Source organism: Bradyrhizobium prioriisuperbiae (genome assembly GCF_032397745.1).
Lineage (GTDB): Bacteria > Pseudomonadota > Alphaproteobacteria > Rhizobiales > Xanthobacteraceae > Bradyrhizobium_A > Bradyrhizobium_A prioriisuperbiae.
Genome location: NZ_CP135921.1, coordinates 3,864,410 through 3,883,721, shown reverse-complemented (window position 1 = coordinate 3,883,721; position 19,312 = coordinate 3,864,410). Strand labels below are relative to the sequence as shown.

The window sequence follows — 19,312 nt, the reverse complement described above, 5'->3', positions numbered from 1 at the left end:
AACCTTATCGCGCTTCACAGCATCCGGATCAGCACTTCCGCCGTATGCAGCGCCAAACCCGCGAGGCCGCCGATCAGCGTGCCGTTGAAGCGGATGTATTGCAAATCGCGGCCGATGTTGAGTTCGATCAGGCCGATCAGTTGCGCCATGTCCCAGGACTTGACCTGATCGGCGATGAAACTGGAGACGCCGCTCTTCTGGTCGGCGATGAAGCTGCGCAGAACCGCGACCAGGCCCTGGTTGATCTCGGCGCGCATTTCGGGATCGGCGGCGAGCTGGCGGCCCGCTTCCATGAACATGCTGGAGAGATGCTGCTGCAACACGGCGCCGCTGCCGGAGTTGTCGCTGATCATGGCAATGACGCTGGACCACAGATGCTGCGCCAGGTCGCCGAGTTCCGGCCGCGCCAGCACGTCACGCTTGAGCTGCTCGATGCGATCCGCATAGGCGGATTCGCCGTCCAGCTTATCCACGAACGAGCGGACCATCTGGTCGAATTCGCTGCGAAACGGATGCTGCGGATCGCTGCGGATGTCGTCGAACAGCGAGGTTGCCGACGCCACAATCTTGTTCAGCACGTATTTGTCGGCGCGATAGAATCTCAGCAGCGTCGGCAACTCATCACGGATCTTGTCGCGGATCGTCGCGAGCGTCTGCGGATTGTTCAGCGCGCCGTGAACGGCGACCAGCAGATCGTTGAGCAATGCCTGGTGCCGGCCGTCCTTCATGAAAGCGCGCAAGGTGCCGGCGGCGAGCGGCGCCAGATTGAGGCCCTCGATCTGGCTGACGATGCGGCGGGTGAAGAACGTCTTCAGCCCGGAGCTTTCCACCGCCGACAGCGCCTCGGGCAACAGCTGCAGGACGAATCGCGCGAGATCAGAGCTGCGCTTGCGGTCGTTGAGCCAATCGGCCACGAAGGTGGCGAAATCGACTTGTTTGAGCTTGGCGTCGACCGCACCGGAACTGAGGAAATGCACTTCGATGAATTCGCCGAGCTTGTCGGCGATGCGGTGCTGGTTCTGCTGGATGATGGCGGTGTGGGGAATCGGCAAACCGAGCGGCCGGCGGAACAGCGCCACCACCGCATACCAGTCGGCGAGCCCACCGATGGTGGCAGCTTCCGCGAAGGCGGCGATGAAGCCGAACACCGGGTGGCGATCACCCAGCGCCTTGGCGACCACCAGCAGCCCCAGGCATCCGGCGAGAACCGCGGTGGCCAGCGCCTTGACGCGCCGCAGCTCGGCCGCGCGCAAGGCGTCGCTTGCGTCGATCTCGAGCGAACGGATCTCACTGGCCGTCATGAGATAGCCCTGTCAAAACGAAGGCCCGCGTGAGCGGGCCTTCACAGATCAGAGATCGTATCTTGAGGATGCTTACGCAACCTTGTTGAAGGCGACGACCTTCGAGAGGTTGTCCTGGGCCGACTTGGCACCGTCGGTGAACAGCTTGGTGACGTACTCGGAGGCCGACTTGGCACGGGCCACGGCGACTTCGCCACGGGCGCGGATCAGGTCGGACTGGATCGAAACGGCTTCGTTCAGCGACTTGGCGGACGCCAGCTTCTCGATGCCGGCGAAGAACGCCTCGGCGTCGTCATACATCGCCTGCTGGATGCTGCGGCTGATCTTGGCGGTCTCGCTGACCGAACCGGCAACGGCGGTCTCGATCGCGCCGGTCACCTTCTCAGCACCGGTGTGGATCGCGGCAGCGCGCTCCTTGGCGGTGTTGGCGCCACGCTTCACGAAATCACGAGCAGCCTCAGGCACTTCCATGTTCTGGAAGTTCTTCAGCGCGTCGGTAACGGGAGCAAAGGCATCCTTGAAGGTGTTCAGCACGGAATTGGTTTCGGTGGTCATGACGTTTTCTCCATCCTCGGGGTTTGAGCTATGGCTCACCCCGTCCGTTTGGCCCGGGGTGAAAGTGTTATGACACACCCCATGGTGCGACGCAACATAATATTGCACTGCAATATCACGAACCCGTGATGCCCCCTCTCCCGGCAATCAACTGGACTGGGGAATGCGCGCAATCACCTTGATCTCGAAATCGAAGCCCGCCAGCCAGTTCACACCCACCGCGGTCCAGTTCGGATAGGGCGGATCCCCGATGACCTTCCGGCGGACGGTCTTGATCGCTTCCCACTGCTGGGCCGGATCGGTGTGGAATGTGGTGACGTCAACGACATCGTCGAACGTGCAGCCTGCGGCTGTCAGCACGGCTGCGAGATTGTCGAAGGCCAGCTGGACCTGCTTTTCGAACACCGGCTCAGCCGAGCCGTTGTCGCGGCTGCCGACCTGACCCGAGACGAACAGCAGGTTGCCCGACCGGATCGCCGCCGAATAACGGTTGATCTCATAAAGCGCCTGCCGGCCGGCAGGGAAAATCGCGTCGCGTTTGGCCATCGTGTCACTCCTGTTCAAACGAGGCGATTTGATATACGCCTCGTATGTGAGATAAAATCACATACGCACCGTATGTCAATACACATACGCGACGTATGTTTTCCAGGAGACGGCCGTGGTCGCGACACGACGTGCACAGATGATGGAGGAAACCCGGGCCAAGCTGATCCGGGCTGCGCGGAAGGCTTTCGCGGCCAACGGTTATGCGGCAGCGTCGATGGACGACCTGACCGCAGACGCCGGACTGACGCGGGGCGCGCTCTATCACAACTTCGGCGACAAGAAGGGCCTGCTGCAGGCCGTGATCGACCAGATCGACGCGGAGATGCTGATACGGCTGCGCGCCGCACGCGATCGGGCGCAGACCCCATGGCTCGGGCTTCTCGACGAGAGCATCGCCTATATCGAGATGGCCTTGGAGCCGGAGATCCAGCGCATCATGCTGCTGGACGGACCGGCCGTGCTCGGCGATCCATCGCAATGGCCCAACCAGACCGCGTGCCTTCGCACCACCACGCAAACCATCCAGGCCCTCATCGATGAGGGAACGGTCAAACCAATGGATGCGGAAGCCGCTGCCCGGCTGCTCAACGGAGCCGCACTCAACGCCTCACTCTGGATTGCCGCAGCCGACGATCCTCACGCCGTTCTGGCCAAGGCCGTCGAGGCATTCCGGCATCTCGCGGTCGGTCTGCTGCAGACGGAGAAATGAGCGACTGAGGATTTGGTAGCGGGAGCCCGACTCGAACCCCCGCCCTCGATTAATGCAACGCCCCCAGCTATTGCACCGCTTCCGGCAGCCCATAGGCCTCGAGCTGCGCCCGGACCTGCGCCACATTATGCCCGAGCACCACGATGTCGTGGGTATTCCCGGCGAGGTCCTTCACATGGTCGCGCAGCAGCGCCTCGGCACGGAAGCCAAGCCCCTCGAAGATGGCGATGGCGCCGGTCTGGTCGACAGTCATCTGCACCACCAGCTTCTGCACACCGATCGAGAGCGCCAGCGCGAAGGTTTCGTTGGACAGCGCCCGCCCGACACCGAGGCCGCGGACGTCGGTCGAAATCACCATGCGGATTTCGCCAACATGGGGCGACCATGACAGCGGATCGCGCACGATGGTGCCGCAGCCGACCACCGCGCCGTCCTTCACCGCCAGCACGCTGACGATCGATCCCCGCTCGATCTCCTTGACCCAGGCGGACAGCACCTTGGGCTGGCTGATGTTGCGTGGCAGGAACAGCAGGTCATGGACCGGCAAGCCCCTGGCGAACGCAAGCACCGCCGCTTCGTCGGCGTGCCCCATCAGCCGAAACTCGACGTCGCCGCCGTCGGTCTTGATATGGCGCGGATAGGATCGCATCTCGGTGCTGTTCATACGGATCGCTCGCTCAACCAGGAATCCAGTTTGGGCCACAGCCGCTTGATGGCGTTGGCACCGGCGACAAGACTGACATGACCACCCTTGAGGATGACCTCCTCCTTGTCGGCGGAGCCGACATTGGGGATCAGATGTTTCGCGGCGTCATACGGCACGATGTGATCGTGTTCGGCGACCGCATGCAGGATCGGCACCTTGATCCTGGAAATATCGGCGAGGCGGCCGCCGACCGTCATCGTCCGGTCGAACAGCTTGTTGCCCCACATCAGATCGCGCACGGTCTGGCGGAAATATTCCCCGGCCAGCGGCAGCGTGTCGGTCGCCCAGCGATCGAACATGCGGTAGGACTTGACGTACTCGTCGTTCCAGATGTTTTCCCACAACTGCACCTGGCTGACGACGCGCGACGCCGGCCGCAGCATCTCGAACGATGAGAAGATCAATTCCGGCGGCACATTGCCGACGCCGTCGACCAGCTGATCGACATTGAAGTATCGCTTGTCCGAGAAATTCTGGAACAGCTTCATTTCGCGGAAATCGATCGGCGTGGTGAAGCACACCAGGCTCTTCAGCGGCCCCTCGGAAAAGATCGACGCATAGAGCAGCGACAGCACACCGCCGAAACAATAGCCGATGATGTTGACGTCGGTCTCGCCGGAATCCTCCTGCACCCGCCGCACGCACTCAGGGATGAAATCGAGGACATAGTCCTCCATGCGCAGGCCCTTTTCATCCGGCCGCGGCGCGTTCCAGTCCAGCATGTAGACATCGAAGCCGCGCTTGAGCAGGAATTCGATGAAGCTCTGGCCCGGCACCAAATCGAGGATGTAACCGCGATTGGTGGTGGCCATCACGATCAGGATCGGCACCCGGTAGATTTCATCCGACTGCGGGCGATAGTGATAGAGGTTCATGGTGCCGCGCGACGCCAGCACATCCTTCGGCGTCGATCCCAGCACCGGCGCCGCCGAGCTCAGATATTCGACGCCCTTGATGCTGCGCTGGATCGCGCGCTGCACTTCCGACTGGATGCGGCCGGGAATGTCCGCAAACGGTTGCTGGGCTGTCACGTTCATGGCTGGCCTCCGCCCGCCGCCGACGGCGGGCGTTTGGTGCGCGGGGGCTTCGGCTGCGACGCCAGCCCGGCGGACGCGCCATTGCCGTCACCATGGGTGCGATACAACAGCGCCTTGATTTCGTTGAGCTGGTTTTCGATCGCCTGCAGCCGTTCGCCCATGTTGGTGAGCTGCGCGCGGCTCGGCAAATTCATGCCGGTGAGATATTTCTCCATCAGATCGCCCAGCGCTTTCTGCGCGCCAAACGATGCATTGCCGGCCTGATTCATCACCCGGCTGAACTCCTGCGAGCCCATCGCCTGGTTGGCGAACGCGTTGTAGCCCTTCTCCATCTCGGCGAGCATCGTTCGCCAAACGTCGGCCGGGTCGTTGCTCTGATTGGCCATCGAGCGATCCTCCAGGGGGACGGGACCGATGGCTCAGCATGCCTCGCCCCTTGTTGTTTGTGACAGTCTCTCGCATCACGGGCCTCAGGGTCAAGCCGCGTGTTGCCGCCGGACCGGGCCGCGATGGCGTCTGGTGTACGGAGGTGACATTGGTTAATGCTGGGGCAAACAGTTTTGCAACGCAATCGGGGAAACATCCATGACAGCGACAGCCGGACAAGGGCCACAATTCGTCAAGGCCAACGGTCTCGAGTTCTGCTGCGAGACATTCGGCGCCGACAACGCCGAACCGCTGGTGCTGATCATGGGACTGGCCGCCCAGATGACGCACTGGGACGACGAGTTCTGCGAGCAGCTGGCGGACGCGGGCTTTCGCGTGATCCGGTTCGACAATCGCGACATCGGCCAGTCCAGCAAGATCTCCGGCTTCGAGCCGGTCGGCATCCAGGCCGTGATTCAGGGCCAGCTCACCGGCAAGCCGGTCCCGCCGCCTTATCTGCTGCGCGACATGGCTGAGGATGTGATCGGCCTGATGGATGCGCTCGGCATCGCATCGGCGCACATCGTCGGCGCCTCGATGGGCGGCGCCATCGCCCAGGAGCTCGCGCTCAATGCGCCGCAGCGCGTGCGCTCGCTGACCTCGATCATGGCGACCTCGGGCGATCCGAGCCTGCCGCCGCCGACACCGGAAGCGATGGCGGTGCTGATGGGGCCGCCGCCCAAGACCCGCGACGAATACGTCGCGAATTTCCAGCGCAACTGGAAGGTGCTGCGCGGCCCGAATTTTCCCGCTGACGAAGCCAAGGACCGCCAGCGCGCGGAACGCACCTATGAGCGCGGCCTCAGCCCGGCCGGCGTGGCGCGGCAGCTGCATGCCATCATTGCGTCGGGCAGCCGCAAGCCGCGGCTCGGCGCGCTGAAAATCCCGACGCTGGTGATCCATGGCAGCATCGATCCACTGGTGCCGCCGGAATGCGGCAAGGACGTCGCCGCCACCGTGCCCGGCGCGAAACTGCTGATGATCCCCAATATGGGGCACGCGATTCCGATTCCGACCTGGCCGGAGATCATCGGCGCGATCGCGGCGCATGCGAAGGCGGCGGAGAAAGCTTGACTCCTCATCCTGAGGAGCCGCGCAGCGGCGTCTCGAAGGATGAGGCCACGTGTGGTGAGTGCTACGGCCTCATGGTTCGAGACGCGCAGCTTGCTGCGCTCCTCACCATGAGGGGAATAATCGCGCGTCAACTTGCCCCCAACGACTCGATGATATCAGCGACAGTCGCAACTCTGGCGATCTTGCCGTCCATGTAGTCCAGCGACACGCGCGCGTGCTCTTCGTTGTTCGAGCCGACACATTCCCTGGCAATGACGACACGCAAATCCCGCTGATAGGCATCGATCGCGGCCATTCGAACGCAGGCGTGGGTGTTGAGGCCGCACAGGGTCAGTTCACCGGCGCCCATATCAGCCAGAATGGTGTCCAGCTCCGTGCCAAAAAACGCGCTGTAACGCTTCTTGACGATGATCGTGTCTGTCGGCTGCCAATCGAGCCCGGCATGCAGTTGCGCGCCTCGCGTGCCCTCAATGGTGATGGCGATGCCTTTATCGCGCATCTCAAGCAAAGCGTCGCTGAGGTCCGAGCGAAACTCCTGCCGCACCCAGATGATGGGAAGCCCGGCCTGCCTGAAGGCCGCGACCAGGCGATTGATGTTCTGCACCAGGCGATCGGCCTTGGTGGCGTCCCACCGGTCGAGAAAATCATTAAGCACATCGATGATGACCAGACAACGCTTCGGCATGGCAAAGCCTCCCGACATCGTAACGTAGCAGCTGGTAGCCCGCATGAGCAACGCGACATGCGGGACTACGGTTACGACCGTCCCCGGATATCGCGCTTCGCGCTCATTCCGGGCTACAGCGCCGCCCCACTCATTTGCCGTGCGCCATCCCCTGCACATGCATAAAGCCCGACACGCCCTGGGCGATCAGCAGTACGCTCACGCCCAGCAATATGAAGGTGATGACCACGTTGAATTTGCGCACGTCGATCGAGCGGACCAGGCGGACGCCCAGCCAGCTGGAGGCCATGGCCAGCGGAACGAAAATCAGCGTTGTCTTGAGCTGGCTGACGGAGAGCTGGCCCAGCGCGAAAAACGCCGGGGCCTTCATCAAATTGGTCGCCGCGAAGAACAACACGCTGGTGCCGACATACATGTCGCGATCCAGCCGCTTGGGCATGACGTAGAACTGGAACGGCGGCGACCCCGCATGGGCAATCATGCTGGTGAAGCCGGAGCCCACGCCACTGAGAACGCCGAGCCAGGAGACCTGCCCCGGTGTCGCCGGTCCCTGCACGGGTTGCGGGGCGGACGACGCGCCGAGCTGGCGCACCATCTGCTGCACCGAGAACACCACCGAGACGGCCCCCAGCACCAGCTCGACGGCCCATCCCGGCACGCTTGACGCAAAGATGTAGGCAAGGGCGATGCCGAGCGCGGCGCCCGGAATCATGGTCGCCAGGATCCGCCCGCTGTAGGTGCGGCGATAGATGGCGACGGCCACCACATCCTGGATGATCAGGAGGGGAAAAATGAACCCGGCCGCGATGACGGGACCGGTCACCACCGCCAGCAGCGGCGTGCTGATCATGCCGACGCCCGCAAATCCGCCTTTCGACAGCCCGAGAATGAAAACGGCGATGGAGCCGACCACATAGAACCAGATATCGGGCTGCATGCTGCTTAAGTGTTTCCGAATGAGGCAGGAAGACATCGCTGGACCAGCGGCGGCTCAAGGCTCACCCTTACCTTGGATCTTGCTCCGAAGGTACTGCCGGGAATGCATGCACGGCCGCAGCGGGCGCGCGGCAATGGACCTGTAGCCCGCATGAGCAACGCGATATGCGGGATCAGAGCAGCGATCGTCCCCGGATATCGCGCTGCGCGCTCATCCGGGCTACGGCCCTTGCGGCCCCGCCTCACCGGCCGCGCAGGGCGCTTGCTCATCCGGGCTACAGCCCCAACTCACCTGCCGCGCAGGGCACTCGCCAGCGCCCTCTCCGCGCCACGACGGGCGAGCGGCCTGATCAGCGGCGACTGGAAGTAGGCCTGGCTTGTATCCAGCGCGCGTTTGAGATCCGCGAGACGATAGAGCCGTCCCGCTGAGATCACCGCCTCGAGGCTGGCGAGGTTATCGAGAGATTGCGTCGGATCACGCCGGAACAGCAGGATATCGGCGGGCGCGCCGGCCGCGATGCGGCCGAGACCCGGCACACCGAGACGCTCGCCGGCATCGCGCGTCGCCAGTTTCCAGACCGCCTCGATGCCGATTCCGGCCTCCGCAAACAGCGTCATTTCCTGGTGCAGGCTGACGCCGGGAAGGATGAAGGGCTGCGCCACGTCGGTGCCGAGATAAAGCTGCGCACCGGCGTCGAACAGTTTTTTGGCGAGCTGCTGCTTCTTCGCGATGGCCGGGACGACCTGCCGCTCCAGATAATCGCGCGACAGGCGGTTGTTGAACCGGCCGCGCTCGGGATGCCAGATCACATCCAGATAAAAGGGGGGAACGTGCTGCGCCCGCGCCTCGCGGGCGGACGCCGCAAAATCCCGATAGCTGAGCATGCAGTAATTGGTGACGATGGTCGGAGTGTTGGCGATGCCTTGCTTGAGCGTTGCCGTGACAATCGCATCCATCCGCTGCTCGTCCACCGCATGCCAATCGCAGGAGCGATTGAGCAGCGTTTCGCGCTCCAGGGTTTGCGGCTTCGGCACACCAAAGAAATGCTGCACCTCGGCGATCCCCGCATCTTCGTAAGATAACGCGGCCGGCACATGGCCCATGGTTTTCAAGCCATGACGCGCGCAGGCGCGCGCCAGCGCGTCGATCATCCGCCTGGTCAAACCATCGTAGAATTTCATGAAGCCCGCGCCGGTTGCCTTGACGCTGATCGCAGCTGCATCCGCCGCAGCGTCGCTGTCGTCGGGCAGCAAAATGGTGTTGCGGAAGGTCGGCTTGCCGGCGCCGACAAAGGGTCCGCAGGAGATCACGCGCGGCACCGGATAAACGCCTTCGCGGGCGAGCCGTCGCGCGGCGTCGACCGACGTGCCGTCGAGGTCGCCGGCCTCGCGCACACTGGTGATGCCGTGGGCGAGATAGGACAGCGCCGCATGCCGGGTCAGTTTCAAGGCATTGTCGGGCGGCAGGTGGACATGCATGTCGACCAGGCCGGGCAAGGCGAAACAGCCGGCGAAGTCGGCAGATTGTTCGGATCGCACATCCGAGATATCGGCGATCACTCCATCAGCGATTTGCAGGCTCGCGTTGATGTGGCGGCCGTGCATCGGATTGATGACCGTCACGCCATCGATGCGAAAGCGCCCTCCTGCGGCAGGCCGCGGAGGACCAGGCGGACGAAGCCCGAGGGTGGAAAGAAAACCCATCACAAAACCCCGCAAAAAACGCTACAGCTGGAGCTTGCAAATATGAATATGAGCATATATTCATGTTGTCAATCGGCCGAACGATGGAGCGGCATGCGCCAACCGAGACCCGCAAACCCAGAGCCTTCGAAAGCCGGGCTGCCGAAATCCGCACCCGACAAGCCGCGCGGGCTGCGCAAGCTGCCGACCCAGGCGCGCAGCCGCGCGCGGGTCGACGCCATTCTCAAGGCGACCGGCGCGCTGCTGGGCGAGGTCGGTTATGATGGTCTTACGACCAACCTGATCGCGGAGCGCGCGGACGTTCCGGTCGGCTCGATCTATCAGTTTTTCGACGGCAAGGATGATATCGTCGCCGCACTGGTCGAGCAGTTCCAGGAGCGCCTTCGCGCACTGGTGAGCGGGCAACTCGATGCGGCCAGCCTGAAGCGGGATCGCACTGAATTCATCACAGCGCTTGTGGACGGCATTGCCGGCATCCAGGCCGAGGCCTCGGCGTTCGTGTGCGTGTTCTCGCGCAGCCAGTCCAACGACCGCTTCGACGGCCTGGCGCGGGATCTGCGCCACACCCTCACCCACCATCTCGATCGCGTGGTCGGCGAGGCATTTCCGCGACTGCCCTCAGCGGAACGCAGCCGCATGCTGGCGGCGTGGTCGGCGATCACCGGCGCGATGATCGCGAACCTCGATCGCAGCAGGCCCGGCGAGCGGCGCAAGCTGCTCGACGAGTTGATCGTGGTGCTGTCGGCTTATCTCGACGCCAAGCTGGCGGCGGTTTAGCTCCCCGCCCACACATCCAGCACATAACGATTGTGCGTGCCCATGTCATCGATCCAGCGCAGCGCCTGGTCGTCGCTCGTGCCCTTGCGCTCGCGATAGATCGCCACCAGCGCCGCCTTGACGTCCGGCTCCATCTTGCCGCCGTCGCCGCAGACATAGATGATCGCGCCCTGCTCGATCAGGCTCCAGACCCGGTCCTTCTGCGCCGCGATCAGGTGCTGCACATAGGTCTTGGGACCATCGCCGCGGGAGAAGCCGACATGCAGTTCGCAAACGCCGTCGGCGGCGAATTGCTTGAGCTCCTTGGCGTAGAGGAAATCCTGATCGGGATGACGGCAGCCAAAAAACAGCATCGCCGGCCCGAGCGTTTGGCCCTGGCCCTTGCGCGCCGCGCGCTCCTGCAGGAAGCCGCGGAACGGCGCCAGACCCGTGCCCGGCCCGATCATGATGACAGGCACGGCGGAGTCGTCCGGCAGCCGGAAGCCCGCCTTGGTTTCCTTCACCGTGGCGTGGACGGTTTCGCCGACCCGGCGGCCGGCGAGATAATTCGAGCAGATGCCTTTGTAGGTGCCGCGCCCCGAAATCGCCGGCGCCTCGACCACCGCGGTGGTGATGCTGCAGCGTGAAGCGCCGGCCGCCTGCGGCGAGGACGAGATCGAATAATAACGCGGCGACAGCAGCGACAGCATTTCGAGGTAGGTGTTGAACGGCAGTTCGCAGGCCGGATAGTCCTCGAGCAGGTTGAACACCGACTTGCGTTTGGCCAGCACCTCGGCGCGGTAGAGCTCGTTGGACGCCGCATCGTCGCCTGCCATGGCCTCCAGCTTCGGCTTGGTCATCGGGCAACGGGTGTGCTCGGACATGATCTGGATCTGCTTGCGGGTGGCCACCTGCTGCAGCTCGACGAATTCGGCGAGCAGCCGGCCGACCGACACCGGCTGTCCCACAGGCAATTGCGCCCGGCGGCCTTCGGCCACGCCGAGCCGGATCTGGTCGGTGGACAGGAAGCCGAAGCGACGCGCGACACGATCCACCAGTTCGGGATCGTTGCGCGGCACCACGCTGAGATGGTCGCCGACCCGGTAAGTCATGGTCTCGGGCAGTTCCACCTCGATATGCCGGGTGGAGCGGCCACCGCTGCCGCTCTGCAGTTCCTCGTTGACGGCGATCTTGATGGGAGCAGCGCCGCCAAGGCCGGCAATGGTGTTGGGAATGGAAGTGGCGACCGGCTCGACCTGGTACAGCGGCGCGTCGTTGGCCTCACGCTGGAATCCGGTGTCGACGCCGAACTCCTTCACCGCCAGCGCGCGCAGCTGCTTGAACCAGGTCTCGAACTGGCCGTCGAGATCGTCGCGGGCATCGCCCTCGCCGCGCGCGCAGGCGCTGGTCGCGCCATGCCCGGCCAATTGCTCGTCGATCAGGCGCGGGATCGACTGGTAGGTGGCAAGCCAATCGCTGTTGCCGCAGCCGAACACGGCGTAGCGCACTTTGGCGAACGCATCCTTCGGCAGGTCGCCGCCGATCCACTTCACAAACTGCGTCGCGTTGTCGGGCGGAGCCCCATTGTAGGAGGCGCAGATGATGATCACGCCGCCTGCGTCAGGCAGCTTGCCGACAAAATCGTCCAGCGGCGCCAGGGTGGTGGCGAAGCCGTTGACCTCGGCCAGATCGGCCACACGATGGGCGATGTCTTCCGCGGTGCCGAGATTGGAACCGTACAGCACCATCAGCGGCGTGTTGTGGCCGGGCCGCGGCCGCACGCTCGCGACCGGCTGGGACGGCGCCGACGCCGGGCCGGCCGCGCGGGTCACGTTGGTATGGGTACGATCCTGATCGGTGCGCGGCCGCACCTTGATCTTGAAGCCGTCGGGCTTGATGGTCAGGGTTTCCTTCAGCAACATCTGGTAGCCGGTGTGATCGACCAGCTTGAAGCGCTGCAGGATCATGCCGAGACAGAGCGCGGCTTCATGCATGGCGAAGCCGCGGCCGATGCAGGCCCGCTGGCCGTTGCCGAACGGCTTCCAGGCATTCACCGGACGCCTGGCTTCCGCCTCGCGGCTGAAATTCTCCGGGTCGAACAGATCAGGGTTCGGGCCCCACACCGAGGGGTCGCGGTGCAGCGCCAGCGCCAGCACCGTGACAAAGGTGCCTTTGCGCAGCTTGTATTGGCCGCCGATGGTTTCGTCCTGCAGCGGCATCAGCCCGAATGCCGGTGCCGGCGGCCACAACCGCAGCGCTTCCTTCAGAATCTGGGTGATGTAGGTGAGTTGGGTCACCTGCTGATAAGTCGGCCTGATATCGGTGTCGGGTCCGAGCACCCGGTCGGCTTCTTCGTAGGCTTTGCGCAGCACCTCCGGATGCTTCAGCATCGCGTAAATGGCGCAGGACAAAAGGCCGCTGGTGGTCTCGTGGCCGGCGATCAGGAAGGTGTTGATCTGGTAGCGAATGTTGACGTCGTCGAGATGCTCGCCGGTGGCGCGATCGACGCCGCTGACCATCGAGGCCAGCATGTCCTTCTTGCCGGCAGCAGCCTCGGCATTCTTGCGGCGCTCGGCGACGATCTCATCGACCATCTTGTTCATGAAGGCAATGTCTTCGCCCATCTGGTTCTTGCGGCCGCGCAGCAGCAGGCCTTCGAGCGGAATGCCGCGGATCGACATCACCGTCTCCAGCGAACGCACCAGCGCCGCGACGTAGGGGTGATAATCCCGGCGGTAGAACGAGTTGAAGCGGTAGTCGAAGCCGCACAGGCCGATGGTATCCAGGGTCAAGGCCGTCATGTCGTGGACGACGTCGATTTCCTCGTCGGCGTTCAGCCGTTCCCACTTCTTGGCCAGTTGCTCTGCAATATCGACCATCATCGGGTGGTACGACTGCATCGCCCGGTTTCCGAACGGCGTCATCAGGATGTTGTGGGCCTTGCTCCAGTTCGGTTCCTTGGTATCGGCCGTGAACAGGCCGTCGCCGGCCAACGCCCGGATACGGCGCAGCGGGCCACGCACCGCCTTGTCGAAACGCTTCTCGTCACTGAGCTCATCGACCAGCGCCGCGCCCGACACGATCACCATCGGCGTGCCCATCATGTCGAGCCAGAAAATCGGCCCGAGCTCTTTTGACATCCTGACGAGATCCTGCACCGGGGCGGAGGCATCGACGGACAGCATGTTGCCGACCACCGGCTTTTTCGGCGGGTGCGGGATCGGACCGAGCTTGTTCTGGGACGCCATTCTCTCTTCTCTCCTGCCCGACAAGGGGCCAATTCTATAAATCAATTCAATAGGCGGTGGCGATCAGGATGCCGCCTTGATCTCGGCTTTGGCCCGCATCACTTCGTCGCGCAGCTCCCGGCGCAGGATCTTGCCGACATTGGTCTTGGGCAAGGTGTCGCGGAATTCGACCATGCGTGGCATTTTGTATCCCGCAAGCTGGCGCTTGCAGAACGACATCACGTCGTCGCTCCTGAGGTTGGGATCCTTGCGCACCACGAACAGCATCACGGCCTCGCCGGACTTCGCATCGGGCACGCCGATCGCCGCGCATTCCAGCACGCCGGGATGCTCGAAGGCGACGGCCTCCACCTCGGAGGGATAGACATTGAAGCCCGACACCAGGATCATGTCCTTCTTCCGGTCGACGATCTTGATGTAACCGCGGCTGTCCATGATGCCGATGTCGCCGGACTTAAAGAAGCCGTCCGGGGTCATCACGCTGGCCGTCTCATCCGGGCGCCCCCAATAACCGGACATCACCTGCGGCGCGCGGATGGCGATCTCGCCGGCCTCGCCGACCGCGAGCTCCTTGCCCTCGTCGTCGAGAATCCTGATCTCGACATTGGGCAGCGGCAATCCGATGGTGCCGGTGAAGGCATCGGAATCGGTGGGATTGCAGGTCACGCCCGAACAGGTCTCCGACAGGCCATAGCCCTCCACGATCGGACAGCCGGTGGCCTTCAGCCACTGCCGCGCCACCGCCTCCTGCACCGCGGTGCCGCCGCCATTGGACACCATCAGTTCGGAGAAATTCAGCTTGCCGACGTCGGCATGGTTGGCCAGCCCATTGAACAGGGTGTTCACGGCGGGAAAGAAGTGGATCTTGTATTTGGCCAAATCCTTGATCATGCCGGCCATGTCACGCGGATTGGGAATCAGCACATTGAGGCCGCCGATCCGCATCGCCAACAGCGCGCAGGAGATGAAGGCGAACACGTGATAGAGCGGCAGCGCGCAGACGAACGTCGCCTGCCCGGTCATCTTGCGCCGCTTCAGCGCGGGCTGCACCCAGGCTTCCGAGGACAGCACCGCCGATATCAGCGCACCGTGGGTCAGCGTCGCGCCCTTGGACAGGCCGGTGGTGCCGCCGGTGTATTGCAGCACGGCGACGTCGTCGCGGCCGATGGTCGGCTTGACGAACGGCAGCCGTGCGCCTTCCGCCAGCGCCCGGCGAAACCAGACCGCGCCCGGCAACGAATAGGTCGGGGTGTTCTTGCCGGCGACATAGTTGACCAGGCTGCGCTTGGGAAACCCGAACAGGTCGCCGGTCTTGGCCACCACGACGTGCTTGATGGGAGAGCGCGCGACCACGTCCGCGAGGGTGTTGGCGAAATTCTCCAGAATGATGATCGCCTTCGCGCCGGAATCCTTGAGCTGATGCTCGAGTTCGCGCGGCGTATACAGCGGATTGACGTTCACAGCGATAAAGCCGCCGCGCAGCACGGCGGCGGCCGCAACGGGATATTGCGGCAGGTTCGGCATCATGATGGCGACCCGGTCGCCCTGCTTCAGCCCGCAACCCTGCAGCCAGGCGGCGAGATCACGCGACAGCCGGTCGATCTGGCCATAGGTATGGCGCTTGCCGAGGCAGGCATAGGCGTCGCGATCCCGGTATTTCTGGAAGCTTTCCTCGAACAGTGACACCAGCGAGGCGTAACCCGTGGTGTCGACCTTGCCGGGCACGCCGGCCGGATAACTCGAAAGCCAGATTGCGCTCATATGCCTCCCCATTTGTCCGGTCCCGGTTGAGCCGGGGTTTTTCAGGCATTGTTCTGCGTCGCGCCTCCGCCGTCAAATATAATCGAGCAACCGCTCGATTAGAGCGTTTTCCAGCGAAGTGGGTACCGGTTCGCGTCAAGAAAACGCGTCAAAACGAAATACTAGAGCCCCGTTCCGATAGAATCGGAACGGGGCTCTAGCCAAAACGGCGCCGACGCCACTCGATCAGCTTGGCGCTGACCTCCTCGGGTTGCTCCTGCTGGGTCCAGTGGCCGCTGTTGCGCACCAGGTACTTTTCCAGATCGGGAACGATCTTTTCCATGCCGTCGGCGGCGGACGGCGGCAGCACCATGTCGTTTTCCGCCATAATCATCAGCGACGGCACCCGCACCGTATGGTCCATCCCGACGGAGCGCTCCCAGTTCCGGCTCATGTTGCGATACCAGTTGATGCCACCGGTGAAGCCGCTTTTGGTGAAGGTATCGACGAACACCTGCTTCTCCTCGGGCGTCAGGATCGGCGTCCGCGGATCCTTGGTCGCATCGTAGCCGGCGACCATCTGCGGGAACGCCAGATTGGCTTTTGGCGGCGCGCCAACACCGGCGGTCGGCGCTTCCGCCGGCGGCGCGCTTGCCGGCGGCGGACTGCGCATCGGCGGCGGCTTGCGCATGAAGAAATCGAAGGCCGCGTCGATCCGGCTTTCGAAGATCCGGTCGGGCTCGCGGGCGGGATCCTGGAATTGAACGATATACATCTGGTCGCCGAACCGCTTGCGAAACAGCGAAATCGGATCGGCCGGCGCCCGGTCGGTGTGCGGGGTGTTGACACCGACCACGCCGGCCACCCGCGCAAGATGCCGCAGCGGCATCTGCCACACCACGAAGCCACCCCAATCATGGCCGACGAAGATCGCCTTGTCGATTTTCAGATGATCGAGCAGGCCGACAAGATCGCCGGTCAGGTGCTCGAGATCGTAGGCTTCGACAGCAGCTGGGCGTTCCGTCGCGCCATACCCGCGCTGGTCCGGCGCGATGACGCGGATACCCGCCTCGCTCAGCGCCTTGATCTGGTGCCGCCAGGAAAACGCGATCTCCGGCCAGCCATGGCAGAGCACCATGGGGATGGGATCGTCCTTCGGTCCGGCGTCGTAATACCCCATGCGGATGCCGTTGGTGTCGGCGAACTGCAGCGGCGGCATCTCTGTCATAACGGGCATGATGTGAACCTGTGTGGCATCGAAGGGGTCGGCGGAGGTGGTCGACGTAGCCCGGATGAGCGAAGCGACATCCGGGATTGAGCCTCATGGGCGGCCCCCGGATATCGCTGCGCTCATCCGGGCTACAAGATTAAGTCGCTCAATTCGCCGCGCTCTGGACCGGCGCTGGCTGGGCATAGGCCTTGACCAGCAGCTCCAGTTCGCGCGGCAGCATGTCGGCGAGCTCCTGCACATGGGGAATGATGTTCGCCCCGGCGATGAAGCCGAAGTCGAGCTGATCGCGGTAGCTCTGCACGGTGATATTCAGTGCCAGGCCATGGGCCGAGATCGACACCGGGAAGATGTTCAGCAGCTCCGCGCCCACCGCATAAAGCGTTTGCCGCGGTCCCGGAACGTTGGAGATCGTCACATTGGCGGTCGGCGGCAGCACGTCGGAGAGGTTGGAGCGGCTGTAGAGCAGCGCCAGCACCTGCACCAGGATCGGCGAGCCCAGCATCGAGACGTTCGACATCTGCGGCACCAGGGCGCGCAGCGGATGCGACATCTCCTTGGACTTGGTCGATTCGCCGATGATGGTCTGCAGCCGCTCCTTGGGATCGGCAACATTGGTGGCGATCGAGCACACCATGCCGAACACCTGGTTGTTGGCGTCGGCATTGCCCTCTTCACGCAGCGAGATCGGCACGCCGGCGGTGAGCGAGCGGGTCGGTAGCGCGTTGCGCTCGCTGAGATAACGGCGCAGCACGCCGCTGGACAGCGCCAGCACCACGTCGTTCAGCTTGCCGCCCGCCTGCTTGGCGACCGCCTTGGATTCCGACAGCGATACTGACACTGCGGCGAAGCTGCGCTCCGAGGAGATCGACTTGTTGAGGATGGTGGAGGGCGAGATCATGCTGGAAATGCTCTCGCGCGCCTTCGGATCCGCCACCTTGGTGACCATCTCCGACACGCTCTTGAGCACGGTCGGGATGCCGCCCGCGAACTTGACCGCAGTTTCGATCTGCATCATCGCATTGTCGAACAGTACCGATCCCAGATCGCTCTTGCCGGTGCGCGGCAGATCGAGGGACTTGATCCCGGCCGACATATCGAACGGCTGCCGCCAGATCTGCTGATAGGAATCGATGAAGTCGGCGGCGATGTCGCGCGCCTCGCGCTCGGGCTTGGCCTGCGGCGGCGCCTGCGGAATCTTCCGCGGCACCGGGGTCGCATCATAGATGATGGCGGTCAGCGCCGCGCCCGCGCCGCCGTCAATCGCGGCATGGTGCATCTTGGAATAGAGCCCGACCTCGTTGTTGGCCATGCCCTCGAACACGTAGAATTCCCACAGCGGGCGGGCCCGGTTCAACAGCTTGGCATGCATCCAGCCGACGATGCGCTCGAGAGTGGCGCGATCGTGCGGCGCCGGCAGGCTGGCGCGGAAGATGTGGCGGTCGATATCGAACTGGTCGTCTTCGACCCAGCTCGGATGATCGATGTCGAGCGGCGTCTTGGCGAGGCGCGACTTCAGGATCGGCGCGATATGCAGCCGCTCCGCGATCATCGCCTTGAAGTCCTCGAAGAAACTGCCCTCATAGCCCTCCTTGAGTTTGAAGATCGCCATGCTCCCGACATGCATGGGCATTTCGGGGGTTTCGAGATAGAGAAAGGATGCGTCGAGAGAAGACAGCTTCTTGCCGATGCCGCTCATGGTTTCCTCCGTTGAGAGCTCGACGCCTTAGGCGCTCGTTGCCGGTATTGTCCGGCATCGTCCTGCCAATTGCAAACCGGCCGTTTGAATTCAAATGTGGCTTATTGGTTTTGACGCGTTTTCTTAACGCGAACCGGTGCCCACTTCGCTTGAAAACGCTATGAAGTTAATCGCGCCTTTAACGCCGCATCGGGAAGAACGGCGCGACCAGTAGCCCCGGCTTGAAGGGCGTCCAGACGCCTTCCGGCTGGGCCAGCCGGTCGGCAATCGCCCACAGCGCCGGGGCATGGAAGCCGAGGCCGATATGGGTGGTGCGCACCTCGATGTTTTCGCGCTGCGGCCCGTCCTGTTCGAGACAAGCCTGCCAGGCAACAATGCCGTCCGAGCGGGTATAGATCGCAGTGGCGGGAACCGGCAACGGCCGCGCCAGTTCGGCCACGCGTGCGGAGGTCGCAGTCACCTCCGGCTGGCCGGTCAGCAATCGCCAGATGGTGCGGACATTGTTGGCGCTGGGCGCCGCGAACGGGCTGCCGAGCGTAATGACCAGCCGCACCTGCGAGGATGCTTCGCGGGCAACCTCGCGGGCCAGGATGCCGCCGAGACTCCAGCCGATCACGCTGACACGCCGGTTGGAGGCCTCATGCAGCTCTTTGACGGTGCGCACGATGGCGGGGATTTCCAGCTCCGGCAGCCGCACATTGCGGCCACGGCCCCAGCCATGCACCTCGTAGCCGAGCGACGACAGGAAGCCGCGGATTGCGAAAGTGGACCGGTCGTTGGCGCCAAGCCCGGGCAGCACCAGCACCGGGTGGCGTTCGCCGCGCGGCGCCGTACTCAGGAAGGGCGCTGCGGCAAACAGCGCCGGGATATCAAAGAGCCCTCGGCCCTCCAGCGCGAGTTTCAGGCGCGATGGCGCCTTGATAGGGTCCTCGCGTCCGCTCATAAATCTCTCCCCTAGT

Annotated in this window: 17 protein-coding genes; 3 read left to right on the top strand and 14 right to left on the bottom strand. The window is 63.7% G+C overall.

Annotation, left to right across the window (positions count from 1 at the left end):
* Positions 1-14: 14 nt before the first annotated feature.
* From RS897_RS18190 to RS897_RS18180, 3 genes are all read right to left on the bottom strand, one after another.
* Complete coding sequence (locus tag RS897_RS18190; protein ID WP_315837896.1) at positions 15-1,301, bottom strand: DUF445 domain-containing protein; 1,287 nt, start codon at positions 1,299-1,301, stop codon at positions 15-17.
* Between the two features lie 72 nt (positions 1,302-1,373).
* On the bottom strand, positions 1,374-1,856 hold the full coding sequence (locus tag RS897_RS18185) for a phasin (protein WP_315837895.1): 483 nt from the start codon (positions 1,854-1,856) through the stop codon (positions 1,374-1,376).
* A gap of 147 nt (positions 1,857-2,003) precedes the next feature.
* Complete coding sequence (locus tag RS897_RS18180; protein WP_315837894.1) at positions 2,004-2,402, bottom strand: RidA family protein; 399 nt, start codon at positions 2,400-2,402, stop codon at positions 2,004-2,006.
* 115 nt (positions 2,403-2,517) lie between these two features.
* Between RS897_RS18180 and RS897_RS18175 the strand changes: the two genes are divergently transcribed.
* Positions 2,518-3,114, top strand: coding sequence for a TetR/AcrR family transcriptional regulator (locus tag RS897_RS18175; RefSeq protein ID WP_315837893.1), 597 nt, complete (start codon positions 2,518-2,520; stop codon positions 3,112-3,114).
* 67 nt (positions 3,115-3,181) lie between these two features.
* Here the strand turns inward: RS897_RS18175 and RS897_RS18170 are convergent, their stop codons facing one another.
* Genes RS897_RS18170 through RS897_RS18160 form a run of 3 tightly spaced genes read right to left on the bottom strand, consistent with a single transcriptional unit; the run spans position 3,182 to position 5,243 of the window.
* Positions 3,182-3,778, bottom strand: coding sequence for a GNAT family N-acetyltransferase (locus RS897_RS18170; RefSeq protein WP_315837892.1), 597 nt, complete (start codon positions 3,776-3,778; stop codon positions 3,182-3,184).
* Positions 3,775-4,857: a PHA/PHB synthase family protein gene (locus RS897_RS18165; protein ID WP_315837891.1), complete on the bottom strand. Its 1,083-nt coding sequence runs from the start codon at positions 4,855-4,857 to the stop codon at positions 3,775-3,777. Before RS897_RS18165 ends, RS897_RS18170 begins: the two co-directional genes overlap by 4 nt.
* Positions 4,854-5,243 (bottom strand): hypothetical protein, encoded by a 390-nt coding sequence (locus tag RS897_RS18160; protein WP_315837890.1) that lies wholly within the window; start codon positions 5,241-5,243, stop codon positions 4,854-4,856. Before RS897_RS18160 ends, RS897_RS18165 begins: the two co-directional genes overlap by 4 nt.
* Before the next feature lie 199 nt (positions 5,244-5,442).
* Between RS897_RS18160 and RS897_RS18155 the strand changes: the two genes are divergently transcribed.
* Positions 5,443-6,357 (top strand): alpha/beta fold hydrolase, encoded by a 915-nt coding sequence (locus tag RS897_RS18155; RefSeq protein WP_315837889.1) that lies wholly within the window; start codon positions 5,443-5,445, stop codon positions 6,355-6,357.
* A gap of 127 nt (positions 6,358-6,484) precedes the next feature.
* Here RS897_RS18155 and RS897_RS18150 read toward each other — a convergent pair whose 3' ends face one another.
* From RS897_RS18150 to RS897_RS18140, 3 genes are all read right to left on the bottom strand, one after another.
* Positions 6,485-7,042: a cysteine hydrolase family protein gene (locus tag RS897_RS18150; protein ID WP_315837888.1), complete on the bottom strand. Its 558-nt coding sequence runs from the start codon at positions 7,040-7,042 to the stop codon at positions 6,485-6,487.
* 130 nt (positions 7,043-7,172) lie between these two features.
* A complete protein-coding gene (locus tag RS897_RS18145) occupies positions 7,173-7,979 on the bottom strand; it encodes a sulfite exporter TauE/SafE family protein (protein WP_315837887.1) in 807 nt (268 codons plus the stop codon).
* Positions 7,980-8,266: 287 nt separating this feature from the next.
* A complete protein-coding gene (locus RS897_RS18140) occupies positions 8,267-9,682 on the bottom strand; it encodes an amidohydrolase family protein (RefSeq protein WP_315837886.1) in 1,416 nt (471 codons plus the stop codon).
* A 93-nt stretch (positions 9,683-9,775) separates the two neighbouring features.
* On the opposite strand from RS897_RS18140, the gene RS897_RS18135 reads away from it, so the two are divergent.
* Positions 9,776-10,459 (top strand): TetR/AcrR family transcriptional regulator, encoded by a 684-nt coding sequence (locus tag RS897_RS18135; RefSeq protein WP_315837885.1) that lies wholly within the window; start codon positions 9,776-9,778, stop codon positions 10,457-10,459.
* On the opposite strand, the gene RS897_RS18130 is transcribed toward RS897_RS18135, so the two are convergent.
* The 5 genes from RS897_RS18130 to RS897_RS18110 all read right to left on the bottom strand — a co-directional run bounded on the left by RS897_RS18130 (position 10,456) and on the right by RS897_RS18110 (position 19,296).
* Positions 10,456-13,686 carry a bifunctional cytochrome P450/NADPH--P450 reductase gene (locus RS897_RS18130; protein WP_315837884.1) on the bottom strand — a complete coding sequence of 1,077 codons (3,231 nt, stop codon included), beginning with the start codon at positions 13,684-13,686 and terminating at the stop codon, positions 10,456-10,458. The two genes, RS897_RS18135 and RS897_RS18130, sit on opposite strands and share 4 nt — an antisense overlap.
* A 63-nt stretch (positions 13,687-13,749) precedes the next feature.
* Positions 13,750-15,447 (bottom strand): long-chain-fatty-acid--CoA ligase, encoded by a 1,698-nt coding sequence (locus RS897_RS18125; RefSeq protein WP_315837883.1) that lies wholly within the window; start codon positions 15,445-15,447, stop codon positions 13,750-13,752.
* 196 nt (positions 15,448-15,643) lie between these two features.
* Entirely contained in the window at positions 15,644-16,654 is a 1,011-nt protein-coding gene (locus tag RS897_RS18120) for an alpha/beta fold hydrolase (protein ID WP_315838677.1), read from the bottom strand.
* Between the two features lie 148 nt (positions 16,655-16,802).
* Complete coding sequence (locus RS897_RS18115) at positions 16,803-18,353, bottom strand: WS/DGAT/MGAT family O-acyltransferase (RefSeq protein ID WP_315837882.1); 1,551 nt, start codon at positions 18,351-18,353, stop codon at positions 16,803-16,805.
* Positions 18,354-18,531: 178 nt separating this feature from the next.
* Positions 18,532-19,296, bottom strand: coding sequence for an esterase/lipase family protein (locus tag RS897_RS18110; protein WP_315837881.1), 765 nt, complete (start codon positions 19,294-19,296; stop codon positions 18,532-18,534).
* Positions 19,297-19,312: the final 16 nt, after the last annotated feature.

Coding starts and splice junctions, on each gene's coding strand:
- RS897_RS18190 (WP_315837896.1), bottom strand. CDS start 1,301: ATGACGGCCAGTGAGATCCGTTCGCTCGAGATCGACGCAAGCGACGCC.
- RS897_RS18185 (WP_315837895.1), bottom strand. CDS start 1,856: ATGACCACCGAAACCAATTCCGTGCTGAACACCTTCAAGGATGCCTTT.
- RS897_RS18180 (WP_315837894.1), bottom strand. CDS start 2,402: ATGGCCAAACGCGACGCGATTTTCCCTGCCGGCCGGCAGGCGCTTTAT.
- RS897_RS18170 (WP_315837892.1), bottom strand. CDS start 3,778: ATGAACAGCACCGAGATGCGATCCTATCCGCGCCATATCAAGACCGAC.
- RS897_RS18165 (WP_315837891.1), bottom strand. CDS start 4,857: ATGAACGTGACAGCCCAGCAACCGTTTGCGGACATTCCCGGCCGCATC.
- RS897_RS18160 (WP_315837890.1), bottom strand. CDS start 5,243: ATGGCCAATCAGAGCAACGACCCGGCCGACGTTTGGCGAACGATGCTC.
- RS897_RS18155 (WP_315837889.1), top strand. CDS start 5,443: ATGACAGCGACAGCCGGACAAGGGCCACAATTCGTCAAGGCCAACGGT.
- RS897_RS18150 (WP_315837888.1), bottom strand. CDS start 7,042: ATGCCGAAGCGTTGTCTGGTCATCATCGATGTGCTTAATGATTTTCTC.
- RS897_RS18145 (WP_315837887.1), bottom strand. CDS start 7,979: ATGCAGCCCGATATCTGGTTCTATGTGGTCGGCTCCATCGCCGTTTTC.
- RS897_RS18140 (WP_315837886.1), bottom strand. CDS start 9,682: ATGGGTTTTCTTTCCACCCTCGGGCTTCGTCCGCCTGGTCCTCCGCGG.
- RS897_RS18135 (WP_315837885.1), top strand. CDS start 9,776: ATGCGCCAACCGAGACCCGCAAACCCAGAGCCTTCGAAAGCCGGGCTG.
- RS897_RS18130 (WP_315837884.1), bottom strand. CDS start 13,686: ATGGCGTCCCAGAACAAGCTCGGTCCGATCCCGCACCCGCCGAAAAAG.
- RS897_RS18125 (WP_315837883.1), bottom strand. CDS start 15,447: ATGAGCGCAATCTGGCTTTCGAGTTATCCGGCCGGCGTGCCCGGCAAG.
- RS897_RS18120 (WP_315838677.1), bottom strand. CDS start 16,654: ATGACAGAGATGCCGCCGCTGCAGTTCGCCGACACCAACGGCATCCGC.
- RS897_RS18115 (WP_315837882.1), bottom strand. CDS start 18,353: ATGAGCGGCATCGGCAAGAAGCTGTCTTCTCTCGACGCATCCTTTCTC.
- RS897_RS18110 (WP_315837881.1), bottom strand. CDS start 19,296: ATGAGCGGACGCGAGGACCCTATCAAGGCGCCATCGCGCCTGAAACTC.